This is a genomic window from Solwaraspora sp. WMMA2101, from assembly GCF_049179175.1.
Lineage (GTDB): Bacteria > Actinomycetota > Actinomycetes > Mycobacteriales > Micromonosporaceae > Micromonospora_E.
Map to the genome: position 1 here is coordinate 2,379,414 of NZ_JBMHMA010000006.1, position 19,313 is coordinate 2,398,726.

General features: G+C 68.2%; 16 protein-coding genes. 8 read left to right on the top strand and 8 right to left on the bottom strand.

Translation table 11 applies throughout. The annotated features are described in order from the left end of the window. Positions 1-4: 4 nt before the first annotated feature. The 7 genes from ACN28F_RS11495 to ACN28F_RS11525 form a co-directional block, all read right to left on the bottom strand. Positions 5-2,392 (bottom strand): type I restriction endonuclease subunit R, encoded by a 2,388-nt coding sequence (locus ACN28F_RS11495; protein WP_421357681.1) that lies wholly within the window; start codon positions 2,390-2,392, stop codon positions 5-7. Then, the gene (locus ACN28F_RS11500) at positions 2,367-2,579 is read right to left on the bottom strand and encodes a restriction endonuclease subunit S (RefSeq protein WP_421357682.1); all 213 of its coding nucleotides are present in this window, start codon (positions 2,577-2,579) and stop codon (positions 2,367-2,369) included. Before ACN28F_RS11500 ends, ACN28F_RS11495 begins: the two co-directional genes overlap by 26 nt. A 100-nt stretch (positions 2,580-2,679) precedes the next feature. Beyond that, entirely contained in the window at positions 2,680-4,083 is a 1,404-nt protein-coding gene (tnpC, locus tag ACN28F_RS11505; protein ID WP_421357683.1) for an IS66 family transposase, read from the bottom strand. Between the two features lie 227 nt (positions 4,084-4,310). Continuing rightward, positions 4,311-4,913, bottom strand: a complete 603-nt coding sequence (locus tag ACN28F_RS11510) for a flavoprotein (protein ID WP_421357684.1) — start codon at positions 4,911-4,913, stop codon at positions 4,311-4,313. Further along, complete coding sequence (locus tag ACN28F_RS11515; RefSeq protein WP_421357685.1) at positions 4,910-6,244, bottom strand: hypothetical protein; 1,335 nt, start codon at positions 6,242-6,244, stop codon at positions 4,910-4,912. Before ACN28F_RS11515 ends, ACN28F_RS11510 begins: the two co-directional genes overlap by 4 nt. A 311-nt stretch (positions 6,245-6,555) precedes the next feature. Then, the gene (locus tag ACN28F_RS11520; protein ID WP_421357686.1) at positions 6,556-6,756 is read right to left on the bottom strand and encodes a DUF397 domain-containing protein; all 201 of its coding nucleotides are present in this window, start codon (positions 6,754-6,756) and stop codon (positions 6,556-6,558) included. Further along, positions 6,749-7,624, bottom strand: a complete 876-nt coding sequence (locus tag ACN28F_RS11525) for a helix-turn-helix domain-containing protein (protein WP_421357687.1) — start codon at positions 7,622-7,624, stop codon at positions 6,749-6,751. The genes ACN28F_RS11520 and ACN28F_RS11525 overlap by 8 nt, the downstream gene beginning before the upstream one ends. Before the next feature lie 365 nt (positions 7,625-7,989). Between ACN28F_RS11525 and ACN28F_RS11530 the strand changes: the two genes are divergently transcribed. The 6 genes from ACN28F_RS11530 to ACN28F_RS11555 all read left to right on the top strand — a co-directional run bounded on the left by ACN28F_RS11530 (position 7,990) and on the right by ACN28F_RS11555 (position 16,332). Then, the gene (locus tag ACN28F_RS11530) at positions 7,990-8,124 is read left to right on the top strand and encodes an FxLD family lanthipeptide (RefSeq protein WP_421357688.1); all 135 of its coding nucleotides are present in this window, start codon (positions 7,990-7,992) and stop codon (positions 8,122-8,124) included. Between the two features lie 112 nt (positions 8,125-8,236). Continuing rightward, on the top strand, positions 8,237-11,266 hold the full coding sequence (locus ACN28F_RS11535; RefSeq protein ID WP_421357689.1) for a lantibiotic dehydratase: 3,030 nt from the start codon (positions 8,237-8,239) through the stop codon (positions 11,264-11,266). Further along, the gene (locus tag ACN28F_RS11540) at positions 11,263-12,525 is read left to right on the top strand and encodes a lanthionine synthetase C family protein (RefSeq protein WP_421357690.1); all 1,263 of its coding nucleotides are present in this window, start codon (positions 11,263-11,265) and stop codon (positions 12,523-12,525) included. The genes ACN28F_RS11535 and ACN28F_RS11540 overlap by 4 nt, the downstream gene beginning before the upstream one ends. A 14-nt stretch (positions 12,526-12,539) precedes the next feature. Then, positions 12,540-14,624, top strand: a complete 2,085-nt coding sequence (fxlM, locus tag ACN28F_RS11545) for a methyltransferase, FxLD system (protein ID WP_421357691.1) — start codon at positions 12,540-12,542, stop codon at positions 14,622-14,624. A gap of 134 nt (positions 14,625-14,758) precedes the next feature. Further along, positions 14,759-15,850, top strand: coding sequence for a hypothetical protein (locus ACN28F_RS11550; protein WP_421357692.1), 1,092 nt, complete (start codon positions 14,759-14,761; stop codon positions 15,848-15,850). Between the two features lie 164 nt (positions 15,851-16,014). Beyond that, a complete protein-coding gene (locus ACN28F_RS11555) occupies positions 16,015-16,332 on the top strand; it encodes a hypothetical protein (protein WP_421357693.1) in 318 nt (105 codons plus the stop codon). A gap of 543 nt (positions 16,333-16,875) precedes the next feature. Here ACN28F_RS11555 and ACN28F_RS11560 read toward each other — a convergent pair. Then, positions 16,876-17,115: a winged helix-turn-helix domain-containing protein gene (locus ACN28F_RS11560; protein WP_421357694.1), complete on the bottom strand. Its 240-nt coding sequence runs from the start codon at positions 17,113-17,115 to the stop codon at positions 16,876-16,878. Between the two features lie 426 nt (positions 17,116-17,541). Here ACN28F_RS11560 and ACN28F_RS11565 point away from each other — a divergent pair, with 426 nt between their 5' ends. After that, positions 17,542-18,435, top strand: coding sequence for an ABC transporter substrate-binding protein (locus ACN28F_RS11565; protein ID WP_421357695.1), 894 nt, complete (start codon positions 17,542-17,544; stop codon positions 18,433-18,435). Next, positions 18,432-19,241, top strand: coding sequence for an ABC transporter permease (locus tag ACN28F_RS11570; RefSeq protein WP_421356899.1), 810 nt, complete (start codon positions 18,432-18,434; stop codon positions 19,239-19,241). Before ACN28F_RS11565 ends, ACN28F_RS11570 begins: the two co-directional genes overlap by 4 nt. The last annotated feature ends 72 nt before the right edge of the window (positions 19,242-19,313 follow it).

The window sequence follows — 19,313 nt, forward strand, 5'->3', positions numbered from 1 at the left end:
AAACCTACGAAGACCTGTCCAAGATCCTTGACACAGCCCACAGCCCGAAGCCGTCCCGATACTTGACGATCCGCTTGTCCGTGCTGACGAGGGAATACAGCCGGGCCAGCAGCCGGTAGTCCCTGCTGAACACTTCGGCGGCACCGGGGTTGGCGTCCAGGAAGACGTTGATGGCCCGCACGGACTCGTACCCGTGGACCGTGAGGTCCAGGTCATCTACATCGGCGAGAAGGTCTTCGATGCGGGCGAAGGTGGTGCGGAACTCGGCCACCAGCTCGGACACATCGGTGACGAATCCGCCGCCCTTGCCGGATCCTTCCGGGGTGGGGTCGACGACAGCCCGCTGGACCTCTTCGGCCAGCCCGATGTAGTCCACGACCACCCCGGAGGTCTTCACGAACCCGGTCGGGGACACCCAGGTGCGGTTCGGACGAGTGATCGTCTGGAACAGGGTGTGGGCTTTCAGCGGCTTGTCCAGGTAGAGGACGCCCTCGTTGGGGGCGTCGAATCCCGTCATCAGTTTTGCGGTCACCACCAGGAAGCACAGCGGATCGTCCGGGGTGAGGAACCGCCGCTTTTGACCCTCTTCCTCGGCCTCCGAAAGCCGGTACGGCCGCATAGCCGGGTCTTCGTCCTTCGAGTCCGAGACGGAGATGTTCACCTCGGCCGTGATTCGGTCGTGTTTCCCCACTTCGGCGAGTACCTGTGACGCCTCGAAGCCGGCCAGCAGCTCGTTGATCTTGTCCGTGTATGCCACGGCCAGCTCACGGTTGTAGGCCACGACCTGAGCCTTGAGACCGTTGCGGTAGGCACCGGCCAGGTAGTGGTCCACGATGTCCTGGCAGACCGCGTGGATACGGTCTGGGTTGGCGAACACCGAGGTCAGGCGCCCGAACTTGCGAGACAGTGCCTCACGGTCGGGGTCGTCGAGGTCGAAGTCGTCGGCGAACTGGTCGAACTCGGCCTGCAGCTCCTGGTCGTTCATCTCGAAGGACACCGGGTGCGGATCCAGCATGACCGGGACGGTCGCCTCGTCCCGCAGCGACCGGGACACCGAATACCGGTGTAGCACTCGCCCCGGGTCGGCCTCGTCACCGAAGAGGGCGAAGGTGTCGGTGGCGAGGTTCCGCAGAGGGGTGCCGGTCATTCCGAAGAACTTCGCCTGAGGGATCGCGGCGCGCATCTGCCCGGCCAGGGACTTCGACTTGGCGGACTGGGTCCGGTGCGCCTCGTCGACCAGCACGATGATGTTGTCCCGCTTCGACAGGTTCCTGCCGGCTTCGGCGAACTTGTGCACGGTCGTGGAGACGACCCCGCGCACGTCGTCGGCGAGCAGGGACCGCAAGTCCTGACTGGTCTTCGGCTGGTGGAAGTAGGCGTCTCCCATAGCGGAGGTGAACACCCCGGAGGTCTGCCGCACGAGATCGGTCCGGTCCGAAAGCAAGATGATCGTGGGTGAGTCGGTACGGGCGTCGGCCAGCAGCAGCGAGGCGGCGAACACCATCAGCAGCGTCTTGCCGCTGCCTTGGTGGTGCCAAATCAGGCCCTTCTGGCCGCCGGCCAGGACTCGCTGGTGGATCAGGTGGGCGGCTTCCCGCTGCGGGTAGCGGGGCAGGTACTTCTTGTCCACCCCACCCCCTGCGGTGTCGAACAGGGCGAAGTTAGCGAGCATGTCCAGGACGGTCGCCGGGTTGAGCAGCAACTCCACGGAACGCTGCACGTCATCCTGCCCGGACAGGTTTTCGTCGTCGGCGGTGGACCTGAACGGCTGCCACAGGTTCAGTGGCGCCCCAACGGCGCCGAAACGCAGCTTGAGCCCATCGGAGGCAACGGCGAAGACGTTGGGAGTGAAGAACCATGGATACTCGGCAGCGTAGACATCGTTGATCTCGCAAGCAGCCTTAGCCCACCCAGACCTCGCAGTCGGCGACTTCACCTCGACCACGACCAACGGCAGCCCGTTGACCCAGTACACGAGATCGAACCGACGGGGTGTCTTCCCGGGCACGGTGATGGTCACCTCGTCCGAGACGATCAGCGTGTTGGCGGTCGGGTACTCAACGTCGATGACCTTCAGGGCGTGCCAAACGCCGTCGACGTCCCGAAACTCCTTGTGCCCGCGCAGCAGGCGCAGCACATGCTCGTTGGCCCTCACCAGCCCGCCTTCAACAGCGTTGACCGTGCCGGTAATCTCCTCGACCACCGCGTCCACGTCGAAGCCGCTGATCACCCCAGGGTTGAGCCGGACGATGGCATCCCGAAGATGGCCGGCGATCACCGTCTGCATCGTCTCACGCGGCAGCGCCCTACCCGCTGTAAAGCCCCATCCCATTGGAAGAGACCACTGGATCACCAGGTTCTGGAACTCACGCTCTCGAATCCCCTTCGCCACGGATCACACCTCCAATCTCGGCGGACTCGATGTTGATGGTGCGGTCCAGCAGCCCGGACAGCAGGGCCGCTCGGACTTCACGAAGACGGGAGGACTCTGTGCGAGTCGCCTGCAAGGCAGACTCCATCGCGTCAAGCTCCATCGCGATCTCGCGTTGGCGGTCGAGTGATGGCAGGTGCACGGCCATTCCCTTCGCCCGCTTGGCGCTGATGTGCTTAATGTTGGTGCCTCCCGCGTGACTGGATAGGTGCGTGGGACCTTGGAATACCGCAAGCGCGCGAGGTGGGTCAGGCGGTTGTGGGGATCCAAGGGCTGCCGGCGGCGGCTCGGGTGAGTGCGTCGAGCATGTTGATGCCGTGTCGGGTGGCGGTGGCGGTGTAGCTGCGGATCGCGGCGAAGTGTTCGGCTCCGGTCATGGTGCGCATGCTGCCGGAGACCTTGATCCGGAGTTTCGGCATGCGGATGGTCCGCTCGGCCGGGTTGTTGTCGAACGGCACGGCCGGGTCGGTGACGAAGCGTAGGTAGTCGGCGCGTCGGTCCCGTAGTCGCACGAACAGGGCGTGGTACTTGCGGTGCAGCTTGTCGGTGCGGGTGGCGGTGGCCTCGGCGCCGAGCACGACGGCCGAGCGCAGCAGGTGGGTCTGTTCGGCGAGGTCGGCCGGGTCGGGTTCGCAGCCGTCGGCGCGGGCCGTGACCGTCAGGCGGTTCAGTCGCCGCAGGGCGTCGATGGCCTGGCCGGCGAGGTCGGCGACCTGCCCGGTGGCGGTGTCGACCACGTAGACCAGTTCGCGTAGGACGTGGGCGTTGCACAGGGCGTGGACCGCGTCGGTGTAGGTGTCGTACGGGGCCCACGCGTCGTGCACGGCGACGCCGGTGTATCCGGGTAGCACGCCGGCGTCGTCCATTGCGGCGGTGCCGCGTCGGCGGTGCACGGTGAGGAACACGTCGGTGGGTGTGGAGGCGGAGTGCAGCCAGGCGAGGCGGCCGTCGACGCGCATGCCGGTCTCGTCGAAGTGCGCGACCGGCGCGTTCTTGATGCGGTCGCGGATGACGGGGAGCACCGTGTCGATGACGCCGAGGGCGGTGCGGGTGACCCAGGCGGTGACCGTGGCCGCCGCGACGGGCAGGCCGAACAGGTCACGGATCGCGTCGGCGGTGCGGCCGATGGACAGGAACTGTCCGTGGAGCAGGTAGACGCCGATCGCGGCGATCCGTGGTCCGTAGACGGCGGGCGCGGTGGCCCCGGCCGGTGTCGCGGCGGTGGTGTGGTGCCCGCACGGGCAGGCGACGGTGACGATCTGGTGCTCGGTCACCACGACCCGGGGCTGGGGGATGTCGAACACCTGCCGGCGGGTGACCGTCACCTCGGCGGCGTTGGTCAGGCCGTCACCGCAGCCGCCACAGATGTCCGGCACGTGCCGGACGATCACGTCCGGTTCGGCCACCTGGGACAGGGTGGTGCCCTCGCCCCCGGCCGGGCGGCCCGGCCGGCGACCCGAACGGCCCCGCAGCGACTTCGGCGCCGGTTTGGCCAGCCCGTCGCTCGACGGCGGTTTCGACGAGTTGCTCGACGACTGCTTCAACCGGGCCTCAAGCTCAGCGATCCGCGTCAGGGCCTGCTCCAGCCGTGCGGCCAGCCCGGCGTTCAACGCCAGCAGCTCGTCATACGACGGCGGCGGATCGGCGGGCACGGCTGGTCAACCTACCAGCCTCCACAGCAGACAGCACCACCGGGATCAGGAACCTATCCAGTCACCGCGCTTCTTCCCTCGACTTTCCTTACAGGGTAACCTTATTGGCTCCCTGTCCGGAATCCTCGGGGCACCTCAATGTACACGCCAGGCGCGTCCTTCCGGGTGAACACACGCGGCGATTGTATTCGCCGTGATACACGGCACGGGTAGGGCACGCTGGCCGCTCATCGTGAGCTGCGGGGTTGCGGCCTCGGGTTGCGTCGCCTGTCGAGGTTGGTCGGTGACCCTTGCGGCTGGACCGGTCGCGATCGTGAGTCGTGCACTAGGTCGAGCACGGCTTTCCACTGGAATGGCCCGTCCGGGACGGCCGGTCGCAGAGCGTCGGTGGCGGTGAAGCGAACACCAGCCCCGGCGAGCAGTTCGATGCTGCGGCTGAAGGCTGGGTGGGCGGCGAGCACCGCCTTGGCGTACGGCGAGGCGATGATCGGCGTACCCGATCCTAACGCCTCGTTGAGGATGCCCAACGCCGCCGTGTCGTTGGTGCCGGCGGCCCACTGGTTGATCGTGTTGAAGGTGGCCGGTGCGACGACGACGGCGTCGGCCTTCGGCAGAGACTTCGGTTCCTGCGGTCCACGTGGTTCGCGCTTGACGGGGTGGCCGGTGACCCGCTCAAGGGATTCTGGATCAACCCATGCGCCAGCGGCCTCGGTCATGACGGGGTATACGTCCCAGCCGCCGTTGCCGAGTTGTTCAGCCAGTTCGGCAACCTGGGCGGCCGGCGGCGCGGCGCATATGACGAGCAGGACGACGGGGGCGGCTTCGGTCATGTGTCCTGTACTCCTGCCCGGTTGGCGAGGGCTCGTAGCCCTGGTGTGTCGCTGCGGCGCTCCCGCCGGAGAAGCTGTGTGATGAGGCCGGTGGCGGTGGCATTGAGTTTGATGGCCTCGGGTACGAGGCGTTCGTACTCCAGGAGCTGAAGCATCGCCTGCGGGTCGGATTTGCCTGACGCGCTGTGTGCTACCGCGAGGTCGAGGTGAACTCGTGCGCGCCGGCTGGTCAGCGTCGCCGGTAGGTGGGAGGTGTCGAGCTGGTCGGCGATCTGGAGCGCCTGCCGGTTGTCGCGCAGGATGACCGCGACGGAGATTTGGTGTAGGCGGACGTTGGCAGGGCCGAACGCCGTCCACAGTTCGTTGCTGTTATGGCCAAGTCGTTCGGCGACTGATTCCGCCTCCTGCAGATGGCTACTCGCGTTGCGGGCGTCCGCTCGGCGGGCTGCCGCTACGGCCGCGTGTAGCAGGAGCGCTCCGTACGCCGAGAGGTAGGCAGGCGTGCCGTGCAGTCTGTCGCGGGCGATGGCGTCGGCGGCGGCTACCGCGACCTCTTCAGCTTCGGCAGCGCGGCCTGGCTGCTTGGCGAGCGCGCATGCAGTCTGGTAGGCGGCGATGGCGGTCAGGGCCGGGTCAACGGCGATGAGTCCGAAGCAGCGTGCTCGGTCCGCGGTTGTCCAGGCCAGTTCTCCGTCACCGAGTTTGACGGCGAGTTTTGACGCCAGTAGGTACGCGCCGCTGGCTGCGCGTGCCACCCTGGATATGTCCACCGTGCTCGGCTGCTCGGCGAACAGGGACTCTGCCCCGCCAATGATCGCGGATAGCTGGCGCAGCTCGCTGTACCGGGCACCCTGGTAGGCGAGGTTGCCTCGTAGCAGGGCCGCCTCCAGCTCCTGGATCGGCAGGGCCACTTGTCCGTGATTGCGACCGAGGACGCTGCTCCGCAGCCAGGTACGCCATCCGCTGGGCGAGTCGAAGCGGTCGTCCCTCAGGCTGGCCTGTGGCGGCTCGGACTCGCCGTCGAACCGCCAGAGCACGGCGGCGGTTGCCTTCTGACGAGACTGGTGGAGGTCTGGTTCCGTATCGCCTGTGGGCTCGCCGTCATTCGCGTTGGCGGGTCGGTCGATGTAGAGCCCGAGCGAACGCACGTCGGTATGCAGGACGGTGCACAGCGCCCACCGGTAGTCCTCGTTGGGCCACCGGATCTCGCCGCGTTCGAGCGTACCGAGGGTCTTCTCGGTCAGCCCTGCCCACCGTTGCCGGCGGCCCTGCTTGGCATACCTTGAGGCCAGCGCGGCGTTACAGGCGTCCGCCAACTCCTGGCGAGACATCGGGCGGCCGGAGCCGGAAGGGGACAGTAGTGCCTTGCGGGCAGCCCGGAGGTGCGTGTTCGGGACGATCTCCCTCGCCACGATCTGACCCCCGGATTGATCAACAGACTTCTTGTGCGGGCGTGCCAACTCGTCGGTACGAGCTTGTCTCCATGCTCCCAAGCGGCCCAGGACGGTTCAAGCAGGAACGACTCACCTCTCCGCAGGCCGATCGTCATCGCCCCCCTGGTTGCCGGCCCTACTGGGGCGACGGGGGGGGTGACGGGCCGCCAGCCTCGTCGGCGGGGGCTGGCGGCCGGTCCTTGCCCGGGTTAGGCGTCGAACTCGCCGTTGCGCACTCCGTTGATGAAGTCGGACCAGCCATCCGGGGCGAACACCAGGATGCCTCCGCCGGGGTTCTTGGAGTCGCGGACACCGACGTGCAGGTCGGTGGCGGTTGCGACTTCGACACAGTTGTCGGCGCCACCGCTTCGAGTGGACTTTCGCCAGGGGCCGAACTGCCTGTCAATCATGGTGCGTGTTCCTCCTGATCTCCTCGGCCATTGCGGCGAGGTAGTCGAGGCTGTCCCCCGGCGGCATGGCCGCGTCCTCCAGCTTGGCGTACAGGTCAAGGTAGCGGTTGACGTCCGCCGTCTCGGTGAGTACGAGATCGTCGGTGACGGTGTCGACCGCGACGACCACAGGGTCGAGCGGATCCGGGTATCGGTAGGTGAAGAACGCCGAGCGGGGGACGGCATGCTGTTGGATCCTGGCGGCGAGCGGGAGTACCCGGATGGTGGTGCCTCGGCGCTCGTGTCCGACGAGCGCCAGGTGGTCCAGCTGGTCGGCGATCACGAGCGCGGGTGCGGCGAAGCGGCGGATGGCCAGTTCGTCGATGATCACTTCATAGGATGGGCCGCCTGGCCGCTCCAGCATGCGTTGGCGGCCGGCACGTGCCTCCAACGCCCTCGCATGGATCCAGGTGGCACCTTCTGGCCGGTCGGTTAGGACGCGGGCTTCGGCGTACGAGGGTATCTGCAGCAGACCGGGCAGGTAGACCATCTGGTATTCGCGGATCTCGCTCGCGCCCGCTTCGAGGTTCGCGTACAAGGCTTGCCGGGTCCCCATCTCGTCCGCGTACTTGGCCCACCAGCCTCGCTCCTGCGCCTCACGGGCGATCGTCATGATCTGCTGCCATCGCTGCTGATCGACGGCAAACAGCTGGAGTATCCGCATGATCTCGTCGAGGTCAGGGGCGACGTGACCGTTCTCAAGCCGCGAGATCCGCTGTCGTGCGACGCCGATCTCGGCAGCCACGCGGGCGGATGAATAGCCGTGTTGGTCGCGCAGGCGTATCAGTTCGGCGGCGAGCCGACGGCGACGCACAAATGGACTGATCACGGCGCACCTCCGAAGAGCGATCATCGCCGGGGCTTCTGGGCACCGGCCGCGCGGGGGAGCGTAACCCCGGTTTTCCTCGACAGGGCCGGGCCAACATCCGGTTCTGGCGTCGAGGTCCTGGTCAGTGGCCATCTGGGTAGCAGAACGGGCACCGGATCAGGCAGTAGACCGGGGTTCCCGCAAGGGCGGACTGTCCGTGAGGCTGGACCTACCAGAAGCTAGATATCGATCAAGGCGGACCGGTGCGGGTTACGGCTAACAAGCCCGTCCAGCTCGCGACGGCGCGGATTGATCCGCCAGCCAACGTGCCGGTAGCTGCGGGGGCTACCTGCCCACCCATCATCCCAGTCCCATTGGAGGTTGCCATGAACAGCATGCTCGACGTCAGCGACGACCCGTTCGAGCTCGACGTGCAGATCGTCACGGAGGGTCCGGTCGCCGCCGCCCTGCTGGCGGACACGGACGACGGCTGCGACACCAAGAAGAACGGCGACTGCTGACCCAACACCCTCGCTGGTTCCGGCAGGCGATCCTCCGATGTCTGCCGGAACCAGCACCCCGCACCCAGCCATATGCCTGGAGGAACATCTCGTGACGGAAGGAGGACTGCTCATGTTTCGGTCGGTCGATGCCGCGACGATCCGCATTGCCGCTCACTCATGGCCCGACGGTCCGGCGCCTTGGCCGGATCGGAGTGACGCCTCCGGTATCGGGGACTGGTTGCAGGCGACGTGGTGGAAGGTCGGCCTGGCCGAAGCTGTTTGGGCCGCCAGCCCTGAGTTCGCTGCTCGCGTAGAAACGGTCCTCGCCGCAGGAGGCGCAACTCCGGACCGAGAGTGGCGGGTCGCGCTGGCGCTCGCGAGGTACCTGGTCCGTGCGCAGCGGCGTGCGACTCCCTTCGGGTTGTTCTCGGGGGTGGCGGCCCTGCGGTTCGACACGGTGGCTGCGGTGGTGCCAGCCGGGCAGCCGGCGATCCGGGTACGGCCGGACGCGAGCTGGCTCGCATCCCTGATCGCGCGGCTTGAAGCTGAGCCCGACGTGCGCCGCCGTCTGCCCGTGCAGGCGAACAACCTGGCGCTGGTGAACGGGCCCCGGATCGTCGTGGCGCGCCGGCCGCACGCTTCGGCAAGTGCGGAATCGACCTCAGTGAGGAACACCGCAGCGGTACGGCTGGCGGTATCGCTCGCCGGTGCCCCTGTGCCGTGGGATGAACTGGTCGACTCGGTCGCTGCCGCGTTTCCCGGCTCCCCACGCGCGTCCGCTGACGCAATGGTTGCCGGCCTGGTGGACCACGGCGTGTTGATCTCCGCTCTCCGACCACCATCGACGTGCGCAGACCCGATCAGGCATGTCCTGGACACCCTCGATGCGGCGTTCGACGGTGATCTTGAGGGACAGCGAGCCCTTCGGGTCGAGCTGCGCTCGCTGCATGGTCGTCTCGGTGGTACCAGCGCAGGTAGCGCGACGTACCTTCGTGGGCTCGCCGACCGCATGCGCAGCGTGGCAGCGGCCACCCAGCCGCTCGCGGTGGATCTTCAGCTCGCGAATCGGATCACCCTGCCGGAGCAGGTCGCCGCCGAGATCGCCGCATCGGTCGAGGTGCTACGACGGCTGACGCCAGATCCGGCGGGACGGCCCGAGTGGCGCGCGTACCGTGCCCGGTTCGTCGACCGCTACGGGATGACGGCGGTGGTGCCGCTGGATCGGCTGGTAGATCCGCTGGTCGGGTTGGGTTTCCCAGAACACTTCGGCACTGTGGCCGACGCGCCTGCGGCTCCACTGTCGGGCCGTGACGAGCGCCTGCTCGCGATGGCTCAGGAGGCATTGATCGACGGCGCTCGTGAGGTGGTCCTCGATGACACGGCCGTGGACTGGCTTGCCGGTACTAACCGGGTCACGGGACCTGTCAGCCCTCACGTCGACGTCTCGGCAGAGGTCCGCGCGGTCTCGCTGGAGGCGCTGACAAAGGGACAGTTCACTGTCGCGTTGACCGGCATGGGCCGCTCGGCGATGGCGACGAGCGGACGCTTCCTCGACGGGCTGCCCTACGCCGATCGGGAGTTGATGCGCCGAGAGTTCGCCCGTCTTCCTGTCGCGGTGGCCGGGGCAATGCCGGCGCAGCTGAGCTTCCCGCCGCGCAAGCTGCACAGCCAGAACGTGCTCAACTCTCCGCAGGTACTTCCATGGATGGTCAGCCTGGCTGAGCACCGGCCCGTGGCCGAGAACGTGATTGGCCTCGACGACCTCGGTCTGACTGCCGGTCGTGATCGGCTGGTCCTGGTGTCGATGTCGCGGCGGCAGGTGGTGGAGCCGACAGTGGCGCATGCCGCCGCCGTCCACACGATGCCGCTGCTCGGCCGGTTTCTCCTGGAGCTGCCGCGAGCCACGGATGCTCGAATGAAGCCGTTCGACTGGGGTGCGGCTTCCTGCTTGCCGTTCCGACCCGCGCTGAGGTATGGCCGCGTCCTCCTGGCAGCGGCCCGGTGGCGCGTCGATCCGACGGCCCTGCCCGGTGCGAACGCAGGCGATGGCGAATGGTTGATCGGTTGGGAGGCGCTTAGGAGGAGGCTGCGGCTGCCGGCATGGGTGCAGGTCGGCAACGGTGACCAGAGGCTTCGGCTCCACCTCGAACAGTCCATGGATCTTGCCCTGCTGCGTGCCCACCTGGACGCCAGCGCAGGACCGGCAACCGTGGTGGACGCAGCGAGCCCAGAGGACTTCGGTTGGCTCTCCGGACGCGCCCACGAGATCGTCGTGCCCGTCGCCTCGAGGGCTGCGCCCGCTGCCTCGCCGGCCGCGCTTACCGCGCGTGGCACCTGGCCGCCACCTGCTCCCCCCGAGCCGCTCGCACCGGGTGCCAGTGGCCTGCTGTCCGCTTCGGTGGCCGTCGACCCCGCGACGGTGGAGCTGGTCTTGACCCGAGGGCTGCCCGCGCTGCTCGCCGACTGGCCCAAGCCACCGCTGTGGTGGTTCGTGCGCATGCGACGCCCCACCCCGCATCTTCGACTACGACTGCACACCGATAACTACGGCGACGCGGCGGTACGGGTCGGGAGGTGGGTCACCGGGCTCCGACAGCAGCGCCTTGCCGGCGGCTGGAGCCTGGACGCCTACCATCCCGAGTCCGGCCGGTATGGCTACAGCACCGCGCTGGCAGCAGCCGAGGAACTTTTCGCCGCCGACTCCACCGCGGTGTTGGCCCAGCTCGTAGCGCAGCCCGAGTCGCGAATCAATCGGCAGGCACTGACAGCCCTGAGCATGGTCGACCTGGCCACCTCGATGCTCGGCAGCCGCACCGACGGATGCGAGTGGCTGGTGGCGCGCCCCGAGCAAACCGGGCAGGCACCGATCCAGCGAGACGTGCTGCGGCAAGCGGTCACCCTCGACCCGAACGAACTTCCCGAGCCCATCCAGCGTGCATGGCAGGAACGCTCCAGGGCCGCAAACCGGTACGCCGCCGAACTGTCCGCCGTCGCCGGTCCACTCACCCCCGCCTCGGTGCTCGCGTCGCTGATACACCTGCACGTCGTTCGCGCTCTCGGTCCCGACGAAGACTCCGAACAGCTCACTTATCGGTTGGCCCGCCATGTCGCGCTGGCGGCGGTGCGCCGCCGGGTTCGCGCCGTAGGAGCATCCCGATGACCGGAGCACCGCTGAGGACGCCGTTGCTACGAGCGGCAGAGGCGATGGCCGCATGTATCACCGACACCCTGACGGAGCCGCCGTCCCCGGATTTCGCAGCTGACGACTACGGGCCACGCAGTACCCGCTGGTACGCCCAGTCGCTGTCCCGGGGTGCCGCCGGGGTGGCACTCCTACACGGGGTGCGAGCGCAGACAGGACACGGTGGATGGGAACCGGTCCATGCATGGCTGCGCCGCGCGACCGCTGACACGCTGAACAACGGCAGCGGAGCCGGACTCTGGTTCGGCGCACCCGCTGTCACTCACGCGCTGACCATCGCCATGCCGCACTCCCGCCCAGCAGCCTTGGACGCGCTTGATCATGCTCTCGATGACCTGGTGGAACGCCGTCTGACCGCTGCCACGGCACGCCTCGCAGCGGGTGCCCGGCCCTCGCTGTCGGAGTTCGATCTCGTACGTGGGCTGACCGGCCTGGGAGCCCACCTGCTGCGCCGCGCCCCGGACGGACATCTGCTCCGGCGGGTGCTGGCGTACCTGGTCCGACTCACCGAGCCGGTGCACACCGACGACACCGCAGGCCGACTCGCGCCGGGTTGGTGGAGCGCAGACCCCGCCGGTCGCGAAGGTTCGGAGCAGGGCGGACATGCCAACTTTGGAATGGCGCACGGCATCGCCGGCCCTTTGGCTCTCCTGGCCCTGGCCATGCGGCAGAACATCCGGGTGCCGGGGCACGCGGAGGCGATCCGCCGGATCTGCACGTGGCTCGACTGCTGGCAGCAGACCAGCCCTGCGGGACCGTGGTGGCCAGAGAAGATCACCGTCGCGGAGTTGCACGCCGGGAAATCCTCCATGAGGGGACCGGCGCGGCCGTCCTGGTGCTATGGCACCCCCGGCGTCGCCCGCGCCCAGCAGCTAGCCGGGATCGCTCTCGACGACGCCGCCCGGCAAGAGGCGGCAGAAGAGGCCCTGACCCGCTGCCTGGCCGATCCCCTCCAACTCAGCCGGATCGTCGATCCGTCGCTGTGTCACGGCTGGGCGGGGCTTGCCGCTACGGCCTGGTACGCAGCCGCCGACGCCCGCACCACCAGCCCGCACCACCAGCTGCCCGAGATCGTGCGCCTGCTGGTCCAGCACGCCACGGACACCACCCCGGCACGGTCCGGCTTGATCACAGGCCCCGCCGGAATCGCCCTCACCCTGCACACCGTCGCGACCGGCACCGACGTCCGCTGGGCCACCAGCCTGCTGATCAACTAGACGAGGAGAGCATCGTGGATCTCGATTCCGAACCCGACACCGAGCCACCCGGCGTGGCGCAGGTGAGCCGATGGCGCCAGATCAACCTCACGTTCTCGGACTGGCAGAGCGCTGAGGATTACGCCGCAACGCGGCTCGCCCCTGAGCTCACCGGTGCCGAAGACCACCGGACAATCACCGCCTTCTGGTTCATCCGTAAGCGGGAGACGTGGCGGCTGCGGCTTCTGCCCGGCGACCGGCTCGCACAGGTCTACGCCCTCCTCGCTGCCATCACCGACGACGACCGCATCCGCGGTGTCACCGAGCCCATCTACCGGCCCGAGGCATACGCCTTCGGTGGGGACCAGGCAATGACGATCGCTCACACCCTTTTCCACGCGGACAGCCGCTACATCCTCGGCCATTTCGCCACCACCGGCGGCGCCCATCGGCGTGAACTCGGCGTCCTGCTCGCCACTCGCCTCATGCGCGCCGCCGGACTGGAGCTCTCCGAGCAGGGCGACGTCTGGCGGCTTCTCGCCTCGCGCCGGCACCAGCCGAGCGCCCCCGCGCCGAGCCCACGGCTGATCGCGGCGGTGCAGCGTCTGATCACCGCAGCCGACGATGCGGTTGGAAGCCCGCTGGCCGTCACCCCGCGTTGGCCGAAAGCCCACGTCCAAGCGGGCGCGGACCTCGGCTTCCTCGACCGGCACGGCGCGCTGACCCGCGACCTACGCGAGGTGCTGACTCACCACCTACTGTTCCTGTTCAACCGGCTCGGCATCTCCGCCGCAGATGCCTGGCTGCTCGCGACGGCGGCCGTAACCGTCACCTTCCACCACCCATTCGACACCCCATCCGGCTATCAACCCGCCACCAAGATCAACAGTAGGGTCAACGCAGTGAACACTTTCCCCACCGCACCGGAAACGTCGAGTGCCGCGACGCTGCGCGAACAACTCGCCAGCACGCTCGAACAGCGCGGCCACATCCGCTCGGCACCCGTCGCGCACGCATTCCGTACGGTCCCCCGCGAGCAGTTCCTCCCCGGCGTCGACCTGGAAACCGTCTACACCCGCCGCCAGATCGTCACCAAACGGGACCCCAGCGGTGCCGCGTTGTCATCAGCGTCAAGCCCCAGCCTCGTCGCGGACATGCTCGAACAACTCGCACCCCAACCCGGCCACCGCGTCCTGGAGATCGGCGCGGCCACCGGCATCAACGCCGCCCTACTCGCCGAGCTGACCAGCCCCGGCGGCACGGTCGTCACCATCGAACTCGACCAAGACCTCGCCGACGGCGCCCGCGCCGCCCTCGACCGCGCCGGCTACGACACCGTGAAGGTGATCTGCGGCGACGGAGCCCTCGGCGAACCCGACCAGGCACCCCACGACCGGATCATCGTCACCGCCGGAGCCTGGGACATCTCCGCCGCCTGGTGGGAACAACTCGCCGACCACGGCCGCATCGTCGTGCCCCTGCGCGTACACGAAAGCGGCCTGACCCGATGCTTCGCCTTCGACCGCACCGGCCCCCACCAGCTCGTCAGCACCACGACGCCGCTGGTCTGCGGATTCGTCCCCATGCGCGGCAGCACCGAACACACCGACCACCACGTACGCCTCGACACCGACGTGGTCCTCAAACTCGACACCACCGACCAGCCCGACCGCGCCGCCCTCGCCAGCGCCCTCGGCCACCCCCGGCTCGAACGCTGGACCGGCATCCAGGTCACCGACGACGACCCCATCGGCCACCTCGACCTGTGGCTGCTCGCACACGCCAACCGGCCGTTCGGTCGCCTCGGCGTAGGGGACACCGCCCGCACCAGCGGGCTGGTCACCCCCGCCTACCGGTGGGCCGGTGCCGCCATCTACCACGGCGGCACCATCGCCTACCTCGCCTTCCAGGACGCGGGCGACGGCCACCACGAAGTCGGCGCGATTGCCCACGGACCGGATGCCACCACGCTCGCCACCGAGCTGACCAACCTGCTCGACCGATGGAACGCTGCGGGCCGCCCTAACCAGCCCACCGTCACTGCCCACCGCGCAGGAACCCGACCCGCCGACCATGGCGACATCAGCCGATCCGACACCATCCTCACGATCGCCTTCTGACTGCATCCACGCCGGGACGGTGCCATGCCCTGTCCCGCCCCGGCGACCCGGGACGAGCGCAGCTGAGACGTCACGCACGACCGGGACGGACCTCGTTGCCACCATGCGGCCCTTCCGCAGCAGATGAGGACACCATGACTCCGTCTCTTGCCGCCGCCACCATCGCGGCCCGATTCCCTCTCGTCGCCCGTAAACGACCGCCCGCCAAACCCCTGGACGCTCGGGTAGACCGGCTCGTCAGGCTCGCCGAGACCGCACACCGCGAGAGCGATCCGGACAAGGCGTCCATGGTGTTCAACGGGGCGGCCCTCGTCGCCTCCGACTGCGGAGACCCCAATCGTGCCCGCACCTGGTGCCGCCGCCACGCGAGCATCTACCTCAACCGAGCCCCACTGAACGGCTACACCGCCCGCTTCGCTCTCGAACCAGTCGTCAACCTCGCTCGCCTGCGCATTCGTGAAGGCGACGGCGACGGGGCGTACCGCCTACTCACCCACCTGTACACGGCCATCGTCGGCGGCAGCCCCGCTCTGCTGGACGACCTGGAAATACACCCTCGACAACTTCCCGCTGATCCCGAACAACTCAATCAGATCGTCAAATGGCTGCGCGGCACCCTGCTCTCCGACGGCACCCGGGCCCTCACCCTTGCCGGACGGTGGGACGACGCCGTGGCCCATGTACGCCGATACGACGGGATCGAGCCAACCCTCCTTGATGGACGACAAGTCGCGATCGTCGCCCATCTCCTGCGGGACGAAGGGCCATCAGCAGTGGCTCTCCTCGCGGCCACCAAGATCGAAGCGCCGTGGGAGCAAGCGGTGCGTGGGCTCCTCAACACCTGGCAGGAGTTGGCCGTGGGGACGGTCGCCGTCGACCACGCTGACCTCATCGATCGAGTGTCAGCCGTACCGCGAACTCCCGGGCTCGCAGTATTCCGCGTTCGCCTTGGATTGACGGCCCTGGACCTCTCGGTGGGCTTGCCAACCGAGGTCGCACATGGACTGATCAAACAGCTGGTGGCGAATGCTATCCACGAAGAGGACGCGAACGCAGCGCGTGACCTCATCAGTCACTCGGCGGTCGCGGCCGAACATCAAGGGACACTACGCCCCTTGATGAAGGCGAGCGGGTTAGACCAAGGCTACCTTCCAGCCACGGCGAGTGATCCGCTTTCCGTAGCGCTCGACCTGGCCGAAACCGTGATAGCTAGGCGACGTGATTGAGGTCGGAGAGCAGGACCACATGTCCGGCCGATATGTGCCGGCCGCACGCCTGGCCATGGGCGTTCCGAGACAGTGCGACACGTAACGACAGGATCGACTCTCGCCCTCACAAGCCAGCCACGATCCTCCACTACATCCCTTGAATAGAAATGCAAGGAGCGATGATGCCCACCCCGGTCATCGACCCGACCGAGCGCCACCCCGACGACATCGCCGACGCCACGGCGTACCGACCCGCCGACGCCGTCTGGGTGTGGCCGCCGCGCGCTGAGCAGTGGCGACCCGGCGTCGTCGACACCAACTCACACCTCGCGCTGCTCGTGAGATACCAACTGCCTGGCGGAGGAACCAGCGTCGACTCCCTCCTCCCGCGCAACGTCATGGCCCGAGCCGAGCCTGCAGACGTTGACGGCACCGACAGCCTCCCGATCCGGCCACGCAACCTCGGCCCCATACCCATGCGATCCGCAGCTTCAGCGTAAACAGCGATCTCCGACACGAAAGGACGACTGTGGATAACCATCTTCGAGTAGCGCCCGATATCATCAGGGACCCGCACCCGGACTGGTGCGAATTGACCGAGTGCACTGCTGGCGGGCCAAGCGAGTTCCATCCCGAGTTATCACCGCCGGCCCACTGGGGTCGCCGCTACGCTTGCAACCCGCAACCGGGGCGGTACCCGACTGAAGTGACCCTCCAACTCGTTCGTTTTGTCGACGACCCGCCGCGAACCGATTTCGTTCGTATCGAGTTGGGGAGTTTCGAGGAGAGGCGGTCGCACTACGTACGCCTCGTCCAGGGCGAGATGATGCGCGACGCCCTCACCACCGTCCTCGCTCAGGCGCGCACCACTGACCCGGCGAGAACAACGTCTGTGGGGTAGAACGCCTCCGGTGCATAAGAGTCGATCGAGACACCTGCCGCCGAGCCGGCGTACCCGACACGCCTGCCCCCTACCCGTCGGCAGCCTGTCCGACGACGACCGGTCGCGCGCGTGAGCCGCAGGCACTTTGGTTGCGTAGCGGTCAGTCCGGCGCACTGTTGACGTAGACGCCTCGGCCTTGGTGGCCTTGAAGGACGCCGCGTTCCTGGAGGCGGGCGAGGGCTTGGCGGACGGTGGGTGCTGAACATTCGTACTGTTCGCCGAGCTCCGCTGTGGACGGGATCTTGTCACCGGGTTTGAGGTCACCGGTGGCGATGGCGGTCTCGATGTCGCGCATGATCCGGCGGAAGACCGGCTCTGCGGGCTGGGAGGGGGTCGGCACGGCGGGCTCCTCGCGTAGGTGGAGCCATCGCATCACGCGCTGACCTGTGTTGGCAAGTAAGTCAAGTGCTCCGGTGTTGACTTGTCTTACTTAGCAATCTAGGTTTTCGGTCTGGTTGAGGTGCCTCCTCGCGTAGGGGCTGAGGCGGGACACCTCTGCCAGGGCCTGCCCTCCTGTGCCTGGGCGTCCCCCGTCGTCGAGGACGGGAGGGCAGGCCATCCCGTTCTGCCCTGCTGCGGCTTCCTGATGTCCGCGCCCTTCATTCATCCCGACATGTATTGCTAAGTAAGCGAGGTCTTGATGGTGCGTACGATCACTCGCCGCCGGCTACTCGCCGGTGGGGCCGTTGTCGCGGCCGGGGTAGCTGTCTCGGCTTGCGGTCGGTTGCCCGCTCCCGGCCCCGCCGCTGTGCAGACGGTCAGAGTGTTGACGGGTGCCGGGTTCCAGGGGCGGGAAGCGCCGCTGCTGGTGGCGCGGGCTCAGGGTTGGTTCCGCGACGAGGGCCTGGCCGTGGAGGTGCTGCCGGGCAAGGGGTCGGGCGAGAACCTGAAGCTTCTGGCGGCCGGGCAGGTCGACGTGGCGACGCTGGACGTGAGTGCCGCGATGATCGAGGCCAGCACGCCCGGCGGCATCCGGGACTTCCGGCTGACGTCGGTGCTGCACCAGCGGAACCTGGCGTGTTTCGTCGCGTTGGCGTCGTCGGGCATCCGCACGCCGGCTGACCTGGCGGGCCGGCGGTTGTCGTACCTGCCGGGCGGCATCAACCATGTGCTGTTCCCGACGTACGCGCAGCTGGCCGGTTTCGACCCCTCGGGTGTGCAGTGGGTGAGCAACCCGGTGCCGGCCCAGCACGCGGCGCTGCTCGCCGAAGGACGAGTCGACGCCATCAGCCAGTTCGTGCCGGCGGTGGAGTCGGTGCGGTCCGTCGCGAAGCAGGACCTGTCGGTGCTGCCGTTCGTCGACTGGATCGGTGACCTGCACGGCTCGGCGATGGCCGTCTCCACAGCGACCGCGACCAACCGTGCCGACGTGGTCCGCCGGTTCAACCGGGCGCTGCTACGCGGTCTGGTCTACTGCATGCAGGACCCCGAGCCGGCTGGCAAGGCGTACGCGGCACAGCCAGAGACGCAGGGCCAGCAGGCCCACCTCGCTACCGCCGAGCTGACCGCGCTGCGCGGCTACGTCACCCCGGCAGAAGGACGCCTCGGCCACTTCGACGAGGCGAGGGTGGCCCGCAACATCGCGATCCTGCACGGTGCCGGGGCCATACCCGCTGGGCTGACGCCGCCGGACATCATCGCCCCCGACCTCGTCGAATGAACCGACCCACGCCGCCAACGCCTGGTCTCGCCTCGGCAGCCACGGCCCGGCTGCGGACGGTGGTCGCCGGAGCCTGCCCGCCGGTCCTCGGTGTGGCCGGGCTGGTCGCCGTCTGGTGGGCCGCCGTCGAGGTGTCCGGCGTCGCCGACTATGTTGTGCCGCCGCCGTACGCGGTCGCCGCCGTGATCCGTGACCAGCCCGGCTACCTGCTCCACCACGCCGCCGTCACCCTCACCACGGCGATGGCCGGCTACACGCTCGCCGCCGGCACGGCGGTCATGCTCGGCACTGTCCTGGCGATGTCCCGGCCACTGGCGCGGGCAATCACCCCGACCCTGCTGGTCCTCAGCGTGCTACCGAAACCCGCCCTGGTGCCGGTGCTGATCATCGCCCTCGGCTTCGGCGCCGGCCCGAAGATCGTCCTGGTCTGGCTGATGTGCTTCCTCCCGATCGCCCTCGCGACAGCCACCGGCCTGACGGCCACCCCGGCGGAGCTGGTCGAGCTGGCCCGATCCCTGACCGCGTCCCGCTGGCAGACGTTCGTCAAGGTCCGGCTACCGGCCGCGCTACCGCACCTGTGCTCCGGGCTGCGGATCGCGTTACCCCTCGCCCTTATCGGCGCCGTCGTGTCGGAGTTGTTCGGCGGGCTCGCCGGGCTCGGCGTCGTCATCCAGAACGCCGGCACCCGCGCCGACATGGCCTTCGCCGCCATCACGGTCCTCGCCGCCATGAGCACCGCGATGTACGGGCTCCTCACCGCCGCCTGCACTCGGGCAGCGCCGTGGATCCGCCACACGACCGCCTGACCCCCGGGCAGGCGCGCATCCGAACCGCCGGGTCCAGGCCATGCCCGCTGACCCCTACTGTTTGAAGGAGAC

Excerpts from the sequence above, each read along its gene's own strand:
- ACN28F_RS11500 (WP_421357682.1), bottom strand. The coding sequence starts at position 2,579 with ATGGCCGTGCACCTGCCATCACTCGACCGCCAACGCGAGATCGCGATG.
- ACN28F_RS11510 (WP_421357684.1), bottom strand. The coding sequence starts at position 4,913 with ATGACCGAAGCCGCCCCCGTCGTCCTGCTCGTCATATGCGCCGCGCCG.
- ACN28F_RS11515 (WP_421357685.1), bottom strand. The coding sequence starts at position 6,244 with ATGTCTCGCCAGGAGTTGGCGGACGCCTGTAACGCCGCGCTGGCCTCA.
- ACN28F_RS11520 (WP_421357686.1), bottom strand. The coding sequence starts at position 6,756 with ATGATTGACAGGCAGTTCGGCCCCTGGCGAAAGTCCACTCGAAGCGGT.
- ACN28F_RS11530 (WP_421357688.1), top strand. The coding sequence starts at position 7,990 with ATGAACAGCATGCTCGACGTCAGCGACGACCCGTTCGAGCTCGACGTG.
- ACN28F_RS11535 (WP_421357689.1), top strand. The coding sequence starts at position 8,237 with ATGTTTCGGTCGGTCGATGCCGCGACGATCCGCATTGCCGCTCACTCA.
- ACN28F_RS11540 (WP_421357690.1), top strand. The coding sequence starts at position 11,263 with ATGACCGGAGCACCGCTGAGGACGCCGTTGCTACGAGCGGCAGAGGCG.
- ACN28F_RS11550 (WP_421357692.1), top strand. The coding sequence starts at position 14,759 with ATGACTCCGTCTCTTGCCGCCGCCACCATCGCGGCCCGATTCCCTCTC.
- ACN28F_RS11555 (WP_421357693.1), top strand. The coding sequence starts at position 16,015 with ATGCCCACCCCGGTCATCGACCCGACCGAGCGCCACCCCGACGACATC.
- ACN28F_RS11570 (WP_421356899.1), top strand. The coding sequence starts at position 18,432 with ATGAACCGACCCACGCCGCCAACGCCTGGTCTCGCCTCGGCAGCCACG.